We start from the raw sequence: 13,550 nt of genomic DNA on the forward strand, positions 1-13,550 counted from the left end.
ACGGCATCCCGTATTTGGGGGGTCTGTGCAGGTCAGACGCCGTATTGGGTCACTGACCGTCACTCAGTGGTACCACTGTGGTCAGCATCGCCCCTCCACCGGGCCGCTCACTGAGCGTCACGGTGCCACCGAGGTCGACCACGCGGTCCCGGAGGAGTGACATGCCCAGGTGGCCCTCCTGCCGGCGGTCGGTCCCCGTCGCCGGGAAACCCACCCCGTCGTCGGCGATCTCCAGGCGCACCGCGGGACAGTCGGCCACCTCGGTCTCCTCCAGGGTCACCCACGCGTGCTGGGCCTGGGCGTGCTTGGCCACGTTGGCCAGAGCCTCCTTGGCGGTGCGGTAGAGCACCGCCGCGGCGTCCGGCGTCATCTCCGGCAGCGGGCCGGCGTCCACGAGGACCTCGACCCCCTCGGCCCGCAACGGTTCGGCCATGTCCTTGATCGCCTCGCCCAGACCCGGGCCGCTGAGGTCGGGCGGGTAGATGTCGACCATGAGCCGGCGCAGCGACTGGACGGCGTGCCGCACGGCACCCACCAGCCGGTCGACCGTCGGTTGGCGCTCCGGTGGCAGGCTGCCGCGCAGCGCGGAGAGGGCGTAGCTCACCCCGGCGAGGTCCTGGACCGGCCCGTCGTGCACGTCGGCAGCGATGGCGCGGCGCTCGCGGTCGGAGGCGTCCATGGTGCGCTGCATGAGGGCGGTGCGCTCGGCCTCCTGCCGGCTCACCCGGCGGGCCAGGGACGTGGCGATGGGGATCTGCACCAGCTGCAGGAGCACCAGCGCGCCGATGGCCATGGGGATGATCTGCCCGCGCAGCCGTGCGGCCTGCCGGTCGATGGTCTCGTAGGAGAAGTACGCCTCGAAGGCGAAGTCCTCGCCGGCCGCGGAGAGCGGGGCGTAGACCTCGAGCAGCGCCTCGGCGCCGTTCGTGGAGGTCTCGGGCGACTCGTCGACGTCGGAGACGGTCTCGCCCCCGACGGCCCGCAGCATCTCCTCCGAGGGCTCCAGCGTGCGGCCCATGAGGTTGGGGTCGCTGGAGTAGACGATCTCGCCGGTGGCGCGCCAGACCACCATCTTGGTGACCGAACCGTCGCTCATCCGGTTCTGGACGGCACGGTCGAGCACCTCCCGCCGGCCGGGCAGCCCCAGCAGCAGCTCCTCGAGGTCCGGTGCGACGAGGAGCGCACCCAGACGCTCGGCGGAGCGCTCGGCCTCGGCGAGGGCGTTGGCGCGAGCGATCCGCTCGCTGATCCACACCGTCCCCGCCGACACGACCAGCAGGACCAGCAGGGCGGTCAGGCAGAAGGCCAGCAGCTCGCGACGTGGGCCGCCGCCCCGGGCGGGACGGCGGCCCTTCGTGGACCTGGTGATGACGGAGGGGATTGGCGCAGGGGCCTCAGTGCTCATCAACCGAGCTGATCAGGCCCAGCTGCTGGGCCTTGACGACCGCCTCCAGCTGCGAGCGGACGCCGAGCTTCGCGTGCAGCGACTTCACGTAGCCGCGGCAGGTCTCCAGGGTGATGCCGAGGACCCGCGCGATCGCCTTGACCTGCATGCCGCGGCCGAGGCAGTCGAGGACCTCCTGCTCGCGGCGGGTCAGCTGGGGCACCGTGCCCCGGTCGCCGGTCGACGCCGGCGCGCAGGTGGGGCCGCCGGCGAAGGTCGAGGGCGCGACGAGCATCTGGCCGGGCTGCACCCGGGAGAGCACGTCGATCATCTCGGCGAGGGAACCGTCCTTGGGGATGAAGGCCGAGGCGCCGGCCTGCGCCGCGCGGACCACCCAGTCGGGGTCGCGGTGCGCGGTCACGACGGCGACGACGGCCTGCGGCGCGACCTCGCGGATGCGGCGGGTCGCGGCCAGCCCGTCCTGGCGCGGCATCTCGATGTCCATGACGACGATGTCGGGCTGCAGGTCCTGGGCCATGGCGATCGCCTGGGCGGCCGAGTTCGCGGTCCCCACGGCGTCCATGCCCGCGAACGCCAGCGCTCCCGACAGCAGCTCGGCGAACGTGCGGTGGTCGTCGACGACCAGCACACGCGTCGTGGCTGTGTCTGCCGGCCGGTCCATCTGTGCAAGCGCCATGGGATCCCCCCCGTTGGTCAGCGAGTGCTCCCGCCCGACTCAGCGGGGGGAGCGCGCTTATGTGACCTGAGCGGGGCTCTTCTCACCAAGGGCTTCGCGCCCATTCGGGTCGAAGGTCCCTGCCGTCACCCACATCACATCAGCGAGTCGACACGCAGCGTAAGTGAGACGGTGGGGTTCCGTGCCCTGACCCGAGGGGACCCGTCACCCGTTCGGGGCACCTGCCGATGCGGCCGCATCACTCCACGCCGTCCGTCCGGCCGCCACCGCACGTACGTGGCCCGGGAGCGCGCCGGGGTCGTCGTCCTTGAGCAGGTAGCCGGCGACGCCGATCTCCTGCGCCTCCTTCACCAGCGCGGGGGTGAGCTGGCCGGTGAGCAGCACGATCTTCGCGTCGGGGTGTGCCGACAGCAGCTGTCGGGCCGCCTCCAGCCCCGTGACGCGGGGCATCCCGACGTCGAGCAGCACGACGTCGGGCTGGGTGCGCTGCGCGGCGTCGAGCACCTGTGCGCCGTCCTCGCAGGCGGCGACGACCTCGACGTCGCCGCTGGAACCGAGAAGCTCGACCAGGGAGTCCCGGACGAACGCGTGGTCGTCGGCGAGCAGCACCCTGATCACGCGTCACCTCCTCCTTCGGCACCTGCGCCCCACCCCGGTGGGCGGAGCGCACCGTACCCACGGTCCGTCACGACGATGCGAGGGACCTTGGTCGGCAGGGACGAGTCTCGCAACCGGTGGACCCCCCGGCGACAGCCGAACGGCGGGGGTGTCCGACCCCCAATCGAAGGGATGGCGCGCAGCCGACCCGTGACCCACGGTGAACGCGGCGAGCTCAAACGGGTGGCCGCTCCGCCGGGTCGTCGACGTCCGCGCGGAGGTGGGCCGGGTCCACCCGGCCGTGCACCACGTCCTCGGCCAGCTCGTCGACCGACCGGTCCGACGACCAGGCCGCGGCGCGGAGCAGGTCGAGCGCCGTCGGGGCGTCGACGTCGCGCGCCATGCTCGTGTGGCCCATCGCCTCCCAGACCAGCGCCCGGCGCTGCGCGGTCGGCCCGTGCAGCCACGCCGGCCCGCCCTGGGGCGACCAGGACGACCACACGGCGGCGTCCCCGAGCGCGGCGGTGACGAGGTCGCCGACCACCATCGCCTCGAAGACGTCGAGGTCGGTCACCGTCGCCTCGTCGGTGAAGAACAGGTCGAGGGCGCCCTTCCCGGCCAGGGTCTCGCCGAGGGGGAGGGCGACGACCGCGCGGTACCCGGTCCGCTCGACCAGCAGCTCGGCGAAGGTGGGCCACCGGCGGCGGAGGTCGGACAGGGCGGCGAAGACCGGCTCCCGGTGCTCCTGCGCGGTCTCGCACGGCCCGCTGCCGGCGGTGAACTGCAGGCGCTCGGCGACGGCGGCCTCGGCCGAGCTGGCCCCCAGTGGGATCCGTCGTCCAGCGGCGTCGTGCACGCTCAGACCGGCCCCGTCGACGCCGAGCATCCGGGCGCAGGCCCGGGACAACCGCACCGGCAGTAGTTCGGGAGCGGCGAGGTCGGGGTCGTCCTCGAGGTCCAGCGCGGCCGTGAAGCGCGCGGCGATAGACACACCTCATGATGCGGCACGCCGACGTTCCGCACCGGGTGAATCGGGACGTCAGCGGGCCGGGTGCCGGGACCCCGGCGACGACTCACGCCCCGTCGTCCCCCGGGGCGCGGAGCGGGAGGACGGCGGGGCCGAACGGGCCGGGGACGACCTCGGCGCGGGCTCCGTAGTGCCGCTGCAGCGCCTCGGCGGTCAGGACCTCGGCCGGCCGGCCCTCGGCCACCACCCGTCCCTCCGACAGCAGGGCCAGCCGGTCGGCGTACTGCCCGGCGAGGCTGAGGTCGTGCAGCGTGCTCAGCACGGTGAGCCCGTCCTGCCGGCGGAGCCGGTCGACCAGGTCCAGCACCTGCTGGGCGTGGCCGAGGTCGAGCGCGGCGGTCGGCTCGTCGAGCAGCAGGACCCGCGGCTGCTGCGCCAGCGCCCGGGCCAGCACGGCGCGCTGCTGCTCGCCTCCGGAGAGGGTGGACAGCAGCCGGTCGGCCAACCCGGAGAGCTCCAGCCGCTCCATCACGTCGGCGACGACCTGCCGGTCCACGTGGCGGGGCGCCGCCAGCAGCGCGCGGTGGGGGGTGCGGCCCAGGGTCACGTAGTCCCCGGTCGTGACGCCCTCCGGGACGATCGGGCGCTGGGGGGCGTAGGCCAGCTGCCGGGCGCGCTCCCGGCGGGGCATCCCGCCCGTGGGGACGCCGTCGACCCGCACCATCCCCTCGTGCGGGTGGAAGCGGAGCACCGCGCGCAGCAGGGTGGACTTGCCCGAGCCGTTGGGGCCGATGACCGCCGTCCACCCGCCGGGCTCCACCGCGAGCCGGACGTCGGACAGCACGCGCGTGCGCCCATAGGCCGCCGACAGCCCGACGACCTCGACGCTGGCCCCGCCGCGGGGCGTCACCGGTGCCGCGCCCCGACCCAGAGCAGCCCGGCGAAGAAGGGCGCCCCGACGAAGGCGGTCACCACGCCGATGGGCAGTTCGGCCGGGGCCAGGGCCACCCGCGCGACCAGGTCGGCCAGCACGAGGAAGGCCCCGCCGGTGAGCAGCGCCGTGGGCAGCACCCGCGCGTTGGACCCGCCGACCAGGCGGCGGGCGATGTGCGGGACGACCAGCCCGACGAACCCGATCAGCCCGCTCACCGCCACGGCCGAGGCGGTGGCCAGCGACGCGGCGACGATGACCAGCAGCCGCAGCCGCCCGGGGTGGACGCCGAGGGACCGCGCCTCGTCGTCGCCGACGGCGAGCACGTCGAGGGCCCGCCCGCACAGCAGCAGCACGAGGCAGGCCGCGCCCAGGTAGGGCAGGACGAGCACGACGTCGGTCCACTGCGCCCGGCCCAGCTGGCCGAGCAGCCAGCCGTAGACCTCCCGCAGGTCGTCGGTGTTCTGCTGCTGCACCAGCGTCTGCGCCGCGGCGAGGAAGGAGGCGACCGCGATCCCCGCGAGCAGCAGGGTGGCGCTGTGCGACCCGCCGGCCGCCGTGCCGAGCACCAACGCGGCCCCGACGCCGACCAGCGCCCCCGCGAAGGCGGCCAGCGGGACCACGCCGAACGGCCCCAGGGACGTGCCGGGCGCGTACGCGATCACCAGGGTCGCGCCCAGCCCGGCCCCGGCGGCCGCGCCGAGCAGGTACGGGTCGGCCAGCGGGTTGCGGAAGACGCCCTGGTAGGCCGCACCCGACACGGCCAGCCCCGCGCCGACGAGCGCGGCCAGCACGACGCGGGGCAGCCGGAGCTGCAGCAGCACCGCCGCGCCGGTGCCCTCGAGGCCGCCGGGCACCTCCACGCCCAGCGGCGCGAGGGCGCGGTCGGCGAGGGTGGCGACGACCGCGCCGGGAGGGAGCGGCAGCGCCCCCACCCAGACGCCGGCCAGCATGGCCAGCACGAGCGCCGCAGCCGAGCCCCACAGCACCAGTGCGGCCCGGTGCCGGCGGCGGGCGGGCGCGGGTGCTGCGGGGCTGCGGGTGCCGCCCGTGGTGGCCGTCATCGCCGTGCCGGTCAGCCCTGCAGGACCCCGGCGACGTCCTCGGCGAAGTCCGCGACCCGCGGCCCCCACCGGGAGGCGATGTCGTCGTCGGCCTCGAGCACCCGGCCCTCCTGCACCGCGGGCACCGTGTCGAACGCGGGGCGCTGGGCGAGCGCGGTCGCGTCCTGCGCGCAGCACACCGTGTCGGCGAGCACGACGACGTCGGGCGCCTGGCCGACGACGTACTCGGCGGACAGCTGCGGGTACCCGCCGGCGGTGTCGGCGGCGCCGTCGGCGATGTTCTCCAGGCCGAAGAGCGAGTAGATCCCGCCGATGAACGTCTCGCTGGTCGCGGAGAAGAAACTCGGGTCGAGCTCGTGGTAGACCCGCATGCCCTGCGCCTCGGCCGGGACCGAGGCGACGGCGGCCTCGATCCGCTCCTGCACGTCGGCGACGACCTCGGTGGCCTCGTCGGCGTGGCCGGTCGCGTCGCCGAGGGTCTGCAGCTGGGCGTAGCTGTCGTCGAGGCTGCCGGCGGCGCCCAGGAGGAGGGTGGGCACCTCGAGGGCGTCGAGGGCGGCGACGATGCCGTTGAGGTCGTCGCTGAGCACGACCAGGTCGGGGGAGTACGCGGCGATCGCCTCGGCGTTGGGCGTGAAGCTCGACAGGTCGGTCACCGGCGCCTCGGCCGGGAAGTTCGACGTGCTGTCCACGGCCTCCACCTGCTCGCCGGCGCCCACGGCGAAGAGCATCTCGGTCGCGGTGGCCGACATCGACACGATGTTCTCCGGCCGCTGGTCCAGGGTGAGCTCGCCGTCGTCGCCGGTCACGGTGACCGGGAAGTCCTCGGCGGCACTCGGGGAGGCGCCGGCGGTGTCGCCGGCGGCGTCGTCGCCGGCGCACGCCGACGTGACGAGGAGCAGGGGGAGCAGCAGCGCGGCGGGGGCGAGCCGGCGGGAGACGGTGCTGGGCAACGGAGGCCTCTCGGGAGGCGGCAGGCGCCGCCCACAGGGCGCCCGACGCCCGATGCGCGACCCTTGCCGCGAGGGTCGGAACAGGGCGCACGGCAGGCGATCTGGCTCAGGTCGACGGGCGACCATCACAGTTGCGGGACAGCACCGGGTTCGCACCGGACTTCGCTGATCGTGCGCCGCCGGCTCGGTGGCCGGCGGGGGAACGGTACCAGCGGCGCGGCGGATCAGCCGCGCGTGGACAGCACGGCGGAGTAGACCCCCACGGTCTGCTGCGCGATCGCCGGCCAGCCGAACTCCGCGAGCACCCGCTCCCGCCCCGCGGCGCCCATGGTCGCGGCCCGGGCCGGGTCGGCCAGCAGCTCGGCGATCCGGGCGGCCAGACCCGCTTCGAACGTCGCCTCGTCCTCGGGGGTGTAGGGCACCAGCAGCCCGGTGCGGCCGTCGTCGACCACCTCCGGGATGCCGCCGACCGCGCTGGCGACGACGGCGGTGCCGCAGGCGGCGGCCTCGAGGTTGACGATGCCCAGCGGCTCGTACACCGACGGGACGACGAAGACGGTCGCCGCGGTGATCAGCGGGACGAGCTGCTCGCGCGGCAGCATCGCCTCGATCCACACGACGCCGTCCCGCCGGGCCTGCAGCGCGGCCACCGCGTCGGCGACCTGCTGCCGCTCGGCGGGGGTGTCGGCCGCGCCGGCGCAGAGCACCAGGCCGGCGCCGGCCGGCAGCTGCTCGGCGGCGGCGAGCAGGTGCATCACCCCCTTCTGCCGGGTGATCCGCCCGACGAACAGCGCGTAGGGGCGGTCGGGGTCCACGCCCAGGGACCGGACGACGCCGGGGTCCTGCACCGGCCGGTAGGCGTCGGCGTCCACGCCGTTGCCGACGACGTGCACCCGCTCGGGGTCGAGGTCGGGATAGGCGTCGAGCACGTCGGCCCGCATGCCGTTGCTGACGGCGACCACCGCGTCGGCGGCCAGGTAGGCCGTGCGCTCCACCCACGAGGAGAGCCGGTACCCGCCGCCGAGCTGGTCGGCCTTCCACGGCCGGCGCGGCTCCAGGGAGTGGGCGGTCACCACGTGCGGCACGCCGTGCACCAGGCCGGCGAACAGCCCGGCGGCGTTGGCGTACCAGGTGTGGCTGTGCACGAGGTCGACCCCGGCCAGGGCGCCGGCGATCTCGACGTCCACCCCGAGCGCCTGCAGCGCGCCGTTGGCCGCCTGCAGCCCCGCCGGGACGGCGTGACCGGTCGCGTCCGCGCGCGGATCGCCGAAACAGTGGACGTCGAGTTCGGGGCCGGCAGGGAGCGCCCGGAGCGCCGCCACGAGGTGCTCGACGTGCACCCCCGCCCCTCCGTAGACGTCCGGCGGCCACTCGCGGGTCACGATCCCGATGCGCACCGGCTCACCCTAGGGGGCACCGCCGCGCACCGTGGTGCGGCGACGACCCCGTTCAGCAGCTACGTTGCGTCACATGCGTGGCGGTCCTCGGGTTCTCGGCATCGTCCTGGCCGGCGGTGAGGGCAAGCGGTTGGCCCCGCTCACCGCGGACCGGGCCAAACCGGCGGTGCCCTTCGGTGGCAACTACCGGCTCATCGACTTCGTGCTGTCGAACCTCGTCAACGCCGAGGTCCGGCAGATCGCGGTCCTCACCCAGTACAAGAGCCACAGCCTCGACCGGCACATCACCACGACGTGGCGGCTGTCGCAGATGCTGGGCAACTACATCACCCCCGTGCCGGCGCAGCAGCGGCTCGGACCGCGCTGGTACACCGGCAGCGCCGACGCGATCTTCCAGAGCCTCAACCTGATCTACGACGCCCGGCCGGACATCGTCATGGTCTTCGGGGCCGACCACGTGTACCGGATGGACCCGGCGCAGATGATCGACCAGCACCTGCAGACCGGCGCCGGCGTGACGATCGCCGGGCTGCGGGTGCCGCGCGCCGAGGCCACCGAGTTCGGGGTGATCGACGCCGACGCCGACGGCCGGGTGCGCGGCTTCCTCGAGAAGCCGGCCGACCCGCCGGGGCTGCCGGACTCTCCCGAGGAGAGCTTCGCCTCGATGGGCAACTACGTGTTCAGCACCGACGCCCTGCTCGAGGCCCTGCGCGCCGACGCCGAGGACGAGAACTCCGTCCACGACATGGGCGGCTCGATCATGCCGATGCTGTCGGACGCCGGGGACGCGTGGGTCTACGACTTCTCCACCAACATCGTCCCCGGCACCACCGAGCGCGACCACGGCTACTGGCGGGACGTCGGGACGATCGACTCCTACTTCGACGCCCACATGGACCTCGTGTCGGTCACCCCGGTGTTCAACCTCTACAACGACCGGTGGCCGATCCTCACCTCGCCCCCGCAGCTGCCGCCGGCGAAGTTCGTCCTCGGCGGGCGGGCGGAGGAGTCGATGGTCAGCGCGGGCGCGATCATCGGCGGCGGCTCGGTGCACAACTCGGTCATCGCGCCGGGCGTGCGGGTCGAGCGCGGCGCCCGCGTGGAGGACAGCGTGCTCATGGACGGCGTCTACGTCGGTGAGGGCGCCTACGTCCGGAAGGCCATCCTCGACAAGAACGTCGTCGTCCCGCCGTGGGCGCGGGTCGGCGTCGACCTGGTCGGGGACGCCGAGCGCTACCACGTCAGCGCGGGCGGGGTGACCGTCCTCGGCAAGGGGTCCCGCGCGTTCGTCTGAGGCGGCCCCCCCGCTCCCACCACTGGTGTCCCTGCACCGGCCCCGACCAGGGCACCGCCCCGAGGGTGCGCGGGGCGGGGAGGGCGGGGTCCGTTCCTAGCGGCGCCTGGTGGCGACCAGCAGTCCGGCGCCGATCGGCAGGACGGCGGACGTGAGGTCCTCGTGCTCCCGGACGGCGCGGGCGAGCTCCCGCCAGGTCACCGTCTGCGCGTCGCGCGCGGCCCGGTCGGCGATCCGGTTGCCCTCGAGCAGGCCGTGGCAGGCCAGCGTGCCGCCGATCCGCACCAGCTCGAGCAGGGCGTCCAGGTGCGCGGCGTACTCGGTCGGCGCGCCGGCGCAGACCACCATGTCGTAGGCGCCCGGCGAGAGCCGGGGCAGCACCTCGCCGGGTGTCCCGAAGATCATCCGGGTGCGGCCGGCCGGGAAGCCCGCCTCGGTGAACGCCCGGCGGGCGGCGCGCAGCTGCTCGGGGTCGCCGTCCAGCGCCGTGAGGACGCCGTCGGTCCGCATCCCCCGCAGCAGCCAGAGCCCGGCGACGCCCCCGCCGCTGCCGATGGAGACGACCGAGCGGGCGCCGCCACCGGCGGCCAGGACGGCGAGCGTGGCGCCCACCGCGGGCTCGACGGGCGCCGGGCCGCCGAGCTGCGCGGCGCGGGACCGGGCGGCCACCAGTTCGGGGGTCTCGGTCGCGAAGCGGTCGGCGTACGCGGCGCCGTCGCCGCCCGGTCGCGGCCGCTCCGCTCCTCGATCACCGGCGCTCATCACCGGGCGAGGGTAGTGGCCCTCCCGGCCGCGACGGCCCGCGACCGGCGCAGCTGTGAGTGTCCTGTGAACGGGAACACCACCCCGTCGCCGGCCCGTTGGTCCTGACGTGCGCCCTGAGCGAGGAGTCAGACCCCGAACCGCCGACGGCGGGGAGTCGCCGACGACGTCCGTCTGCGATCCTGGTGGGGTGTCCGACCCCGCTTCCCCCGTCCAGCCGGCCGCCGCGCCCGACGAGCCCGGCCCGGCGGCGGACGTCTGGGTCGCGCCGACGTGGGAGCAGGTCGTCCGCGACCACTCCGCGCGGGTCTACCGGCTGGCCTACCGGCTCTCGGGCAACCCGCAGGACGCCGAGGACCTGACCCAGGAGACGTTCGTCCGGGTCTTCCGCTCGCTCGCCGACTTCTCGCCCGGCACCTTCGAGGGCTGGCTGCACCGCATCACGACCAACCTGTTCCTCGACATGGTCCGCCGCCGGCAGCGGATCCGGTTCGACGCGCTGCCCGAGGACACCGAGCGGCTGCCCGGCACCTCGCCCAGCCCGGAGCAGGTCTACACCGACACCCACCTCGATCCCCAGGTGCAGGCGGCGCTGGACGCGCTCTCCCCGGAGTTCCGCGTCGCCGTCGTCCTCTGCGACATCGAGGGTCTGACCTACGAGGAGATCGCGGCGACCCTGGGGATCAAGCTCGGCACGGTGCGCAGCCGCATCCACCGCGGCCGCGTGCAGCTGCGCGAGGCCCTCGCGCACCTCGCCCCGCGCCGCCCGGGTGCCGCCGTGGGCGTCGTCGAGGGGGGCGCCGGGTGAACATCCCCGAGAGCCACCTCGCGCAGGAGGCGATCGCGGCCCTGGTCGACGGCGAGCTGGCCGGCGGTCCGGCGGCGCGCGCGGCCCGGCACCTCACCGGGTGCGCGCAGTGCCGGATGGCCGTCCAGGCCCAGCGCGAGGCCAAGGAGGCGCTGCACACCTGCTCCGAGGTCGCGGTGCCCGGTGACCTCCTGTCCCGGTTGCGGGCCATCCCCTTCACCACCGACGTCCCCGGCACCGGCGGGGGACTCGGTGCGCTCAGCGCGGGCCCCGGGCAGCTGACCGTCAGCGGCGCGTCCGGCTCCTGGTCGGTGCCGCTAGACCCGCCCGCCCCGGCTCCCGCACGGCCGCACCAGGCACGGTGGCTGCGCCGCGGCATGGGCGGCGCGCTGGCCGGGCTGGGGCTCGGTGTCGCCGTCCTCGCCCTCAACCTGCCCGCCGCCGGTGCCGACCGCGACCGCTCCGTGCCGGCCTCGGTCGCCGACTCCCCGGCGGAGGTGCGCACCGAGATCGTGCCGCCGGTGGTGCGCGCGATGACCGTCGGCGCCGGCGGGTCACCCGCACCCGGCACGCCGGGCGGGACGCCCTGACCAGCCGCACCGACCCCCCGGCCGGGGAGGACCCGCTGCCCGAGACCCCGCAGACCCCGGAGGAGCCGCGGCCGGCGCCCGCCGACCCGGTTCCCGACGAGGTCTTCGCCCGCCCGCGGGACGGCGTCGGCGGCTTCGACCCGCCCCCGGCCCACCCCCGGCCGGCGGGGGCCTCCGTCCCGCCGCCGAGCCCGGCCCAGCAGGCCGCCTTCGGCCGCCCGGCCGCGATCTCCGGCAGCTTCGCCGGCGACCGTCCCCTGCCGCCGGCCCGTCCGGTCCCGCCACCGCCGCCGGAGGCGGTGCTGCGTGCCTTCGCGCCCGCCGGACCGGGACAGCGCGGCCTGCAGGAGCCGCCCGGTGGGCGGCCCGGACGGCGGCGCACCGCCACCGGCCCGTGGTGGAAACCCGACGCCCGCAACGACCCCTGGCGGGACCCGCACGCGCCGGCCGGGCTCACCGGCCCGGCGGTGTTCGAGGAGCCCGAGGAGCAGGAAGGCCCGGTCGTCGTCGACGCGAAGGGTCGCAAGCGGCTGCGGCTGCGCGACCTGACGGTCCGGCTGTCGGTGCTCGTGCTGCTCGCCGTCCTGCTCGTGGGCGCCGCGGGCGGGGCGGCCGGCTACCTGCTGACCCGCACCGCCACCGAGGAGCCGCTGCTGGCCCCGGACACCCAGCTCAACCAGACCGACGAGGGGATCGCCCGCGAGCCGGGTTCGGTCTCCGACATCGCCGAGCGGGTGACCCCCACGGTGGTCTCCGTCGAGGTGCGGCTCGGCCAGGCCGGCGCCACCGGGTCCGGCGTCGTCATCGACGGCGCCAACGGCTACATCGTCACCAACAACCACGTCATCTCCGGCGCCGACGGCGTCGAGGGCGCCGAGATCCGCGCGGTGTTCTCCGACGGCAGCGGCTCGGCGGCCCGCATCGTCGGCCGCGACCCGGCCAGCGACGTCGCCGTCCTCAAGGTGGAGAAGCCCGGGCTGCTGACCGCCGCGCTCGGCAGCTCGGACGCCGTCGTGGTCGGCGACCCGGTCGTGGCCGTCGGCTCCCCGCTGGGTCTGGCCGGCACTGTGACCAGCGGGATCGTGAGCGCCCTGGACCGGCCGGTGCGGCTTTCGGGGGAGGGCAGCGACACGAACGCCGTCATCAGCGCCGTGCAGACCGACGCCCCGATCAACCCCGGCAACTCCGGCGGCGCGCTGGTCAACGCCTCCGGCGAGCTCATCGGCATCAACACCGCCATCGCCTCGCTCGGCGGGGGCAGCGTGGGCCTCGGGTTCGCCATCCCGATCGACGCCGTCCGCGACATCGCCCAGCAGCTGATCACCACCGGTCAGGCCGTGCACGCCGCGCTCGGGGTGAACGCGCGCTCGGTGACCGACGGCACCCGCGACGGCGCCCTGGTCGTCAACGTCGAGCCCGGCAGCGGCGCGGCCGAGGCCGGGATCCAGGAGCAGGACGTCATCATCGCGGTGGACGACGACGCGGTCGGCAGCTCCGAGGAGCTGGTCGTCGCCATCGACGCGCACGACCCCGGGGAGACGGTCACCCTCGAGCTGATCCGCAACGGGTCCTCGACCACGGTCCAGGCCACGCTCGACCAGGCCTGAGACACCCCCCGGACTGGGCACTGACCGGGCGGCCCCGTCCGCCTAGTCTTGAGGCCTCGGCGGTCAGGGGGTCCGCAGGAGGAGGGAGGCGCGCGTGTTCGACTCGATCGGCTGGGGCGAGATCATCGTCCTCGCCCTGGCTGCGCTCTTCATCTTCGGGCCCGAGCGGCTGCCGGACCTCGCGAAGGACGCCGCCGCCGGCCTCAAGAAGGCCCGCTCGGCGATCACCGGCGTCCGGGCCCAGGTCGACGAGTCACTGGGTGACGACCTCGCGAAGCTGCGCGACCTCGACCTACGGCAGTACCACCCGCGGACGTTCATCAAGAACCAGTTGCTGGGCGACGACGACGAGCCACCACTCCGGCGGGGCAGCGTCAGCGGGACGGTGGGCCTCACCAAGGGGGGCGCCGGAGCCGCGGTGGCCGCGCGCGACGCGGTCCGCACCCGGGACGCCAACACGCCGCCCCCGTTCGACCCCGACGCGACGTGATCAGCGGCC

At 75.2% G+C, this 13,550-nt stretch carries 14 protein-coding genes; 5 read left to right on the forward strand and 9 right to left on the reverse strand.

The genetic code is table 11. The features are described from left to right. Nucleotides 1-49: 49 nt before the first annotated feature. From MY526_RS00605 to glgA, 8 genes are all read right to left on the reverse strand, one after another. Nucleotides 50-1,405 carry a sensor histidine kinase gene (locus MY526_RS00605; protein ID WP_436689904.1) on the reverse strand — a complete coding sequence of 452 codons (1,356 nt, stop codon included), beginning with the start codon at nucleotides 1,403-1,405 and terminating at the stop codon, nucleotides 50-52. Next, nucleotides 1,395-2,081: a response regulator transcription factor gene (locus MY526_RS00610; protein WP_436689906.1), complete on the reverse strand. Its 687-nt coding sequence runs from the start codon at nucleotides 2,079-2,081 to the stop codon at nucleotides 1,395-1,397. Before MY526_RS00610 ends, MY526_RS00605 begins: the two co-directional genes overlap by 11 nt. 204 nt (nucleotides 2,082-2,285) lie before the next feature. Further along, nucleotides 2,286-2,699, reverse strand: coding sequence for a response regulator (locus MY526_RS00615; RefSeq protein ID WP_436689907.1), 414 nt, complete (start codon nucleotides 2,697-2,699; stop codon nucleotides 2,286-2,288). 214 nt (nucleotides 2,700-2,913) lie between these two features. Next, complete coding sequence (locus tag MY526_RS00620) at nucleotides 2,914-3,669, reverse strand: GAF domain-containing protein (protein WP_436689909.1); 756 nt, start codon at nucleotides 3,667-3,669, stop codon at nucleotides 2,914-2,916. 82 nt (nucleotides 3,670-3,751) lie between these two features. Beyond that, entirely contained in the window at nucleotides 3,752-4,555 is an 804-nt protein-coding gene (locus MY526_RS00625; RefSeq protein ID WP_436689911.1) for an ABC transporter ATP-binding protein, read from the reverse strand. Beyond that, nucleotides 4,552-5,640: a FecCD family ABC transporter permease gene (locus MY526_RS00630; RefSeq protein WP_436689913.1), complete on the reverse strand. Its 1,089-nt coding sequence runs from the start codon at nucleotides 5,638-5,640 to the stop codon at nucleotides 4,552-4,554. Before MY526_RS00630 ends, MY526_RS00625 begins: the two co-directional genes overlap by 4 nt. 11 nt (nucleotides 5,641-5,651) lie before the next feature. After that, entirely contained in the window at nucleotides 5,652-6,593 is a 942-nt protein-coding gene (locus tag MY526_RS00635) for an ABC transporter substrate-binding protein (RefSeq protein WP_436702968.1), read from the reverse strand. A 224-nt stretch (nucleotides 6,594-6,817) separates the two neighbouring features. Beyond that, nucleotides 6,818-7,990, reverse strand: a complete 1,173-nt coding sequence (glgA, locus tag MY526_RS00640; RefSeq protein ID WP_436689917.1) for a glycogen synthase — start codon at nucleotides 7,988-7,990, stop codon at nucleotides 6,818-6,820. A gap of 73 nt (nucleotides 7,991-8,063) precedes the next feature. Here glgA and glgC point away from each other — a divergent pair, with 73 nt between their 5' ends. Then, the gene (gene glgC / locus MY526_RS00645; protein ID WP_436689919.1) at nucleotides 8,064-9,284 is read left to right on the forward strand and encodes a glucose-1-phosphate adenylyltransferase; all 1,221 of its coding nucleotides are present in this window, start codon (nucleotides 8,064-8,066) and stop codon (nucleotides 9,282-9,284) included. Nucleotides 9,285-9,380: 96 nt separating this feature from the next. Here glgC and MY526_RS00650 read toward each other — a convergent pair whose 3' ends face one another. Then, nucleotides 9,381-10,046, reverse strand: coding sequence for an O-methyltransferase (locus MY526_RS00650; RefSeq protein WP_436689921.1), 666 nt, complete (start codon nucleotides 10,044-10,046; stop codon nucleotides 9,381-9,383). A gap of 190 nt (nucleotides 10,047-10,236) precedes the next feature. Here MY526_RS00650 and sigE point away from each other — a divergent pair, with 190 nt between their 5' ends. The 4 genes from sigE (at nucleotide 10,237) to MY526_RS00670 (ending at nucleotide 13,541) form a co-directional block, all read left to right on the forward strand. Next, on the forward strand, nucleotides 10,237-10,854 hold the full coding sequence (gene sigE / locus MY526_RS00655) for an RNA polymerase sigma factor SigE (RefSeq protein WP_436689923.1): 618 nt from the start codon (nucleotides 10,237-10,239) through the stop codon (nucleotides 10,852-10,854). Continuing rightward, entirely contained in the window at nucleotides 10,851-11,444 is a 594-nt protein-coding gene (locus MY526_RS00660; RefSeq protein ID WP_436689925.1) for a zf-HC2 domain-containing protein, read from the forward strand. Before sigE ends, MY526_RS00660 begins: the two co-directional genes overlap by 4 nt. 299 nt (nucleotides 11,445-11,743) lie before the next feature. Continuing rightward, a complete protein-coding gene (locus MY526_RS00665; RefSeq protein ID WP_436689927.1) occupies nucleotides 11,744-13,051 on the forward strand; it encodes a S1C family serine protease in 1,308 nt (435 codons plus the stop codon). A gap of 94 nt (nucleotides 13,052-13,145) precedes the next feature. After that, the gene (locus MY526_RS00670) at nucleotides 13,146-13,541 is read left to right on the forward strand and encodes a twin-arginine translocase TatA/TatE family subunit (RefSeq protein ID WP_436689930.1); all 396 of its coding nucleotides are present in this window, start codon (nucleotides 13,146-13,148) and stop codon (nucleotides 13,539-13,541) included. Nucleotides 13,542-13,550 lie beyond the last annotated feature (9 nt).

Origin of the sequence: Geodermatophilus sp. CPCC 205761 (assembly GCF_051383655.1) — a bacterium.
Classification (GTDB): domain Bacteria; phylum Actinomycetota; class Actinomycetes; order Mycobacteriales; family Geodermatophilaceae; genus Geodermatophilus.

Bases quoted from the DNA above. Each gene is read 5' to 3' on its own strand.
- MY526_RS00605 (WP_436689904.1), bottom strand. From the start codon at position 1,405: ATGAGCACTGAGGCCCCTGCGCCAATCCCCTCCGTCATCACCAGGTCC.
- MY526_RS00610 (WP_436689906.1), bottom strand. From the start codon at position 2,081: ATGGCGCTTGCACAGATGGACCGGCCGGCAGACACAGCCACGACGCGT.
- MY526_RS00630 (WP_436689913.1), bottom strand. From the start codon at position 5,640: ATGACGGCCACCACGGGCGGCACCCGCAGCCCCGCAGCACCCGCGCCC.
- glgC (WP_436689919.1), top strand. From the start codon at position 8,064: ATGCGTGGCGGTCCTCGGGTTCTCGGCATCGTCCTGGCCGGCGGTGAG.
- MY526_RS00650 (WP_436689921.1), bottom strand. From the start codon at position 10,046: ATGAGCGCCGGTGATCGAGGAGCGGAGCGGCCGCGACCGGGCGGCGAC.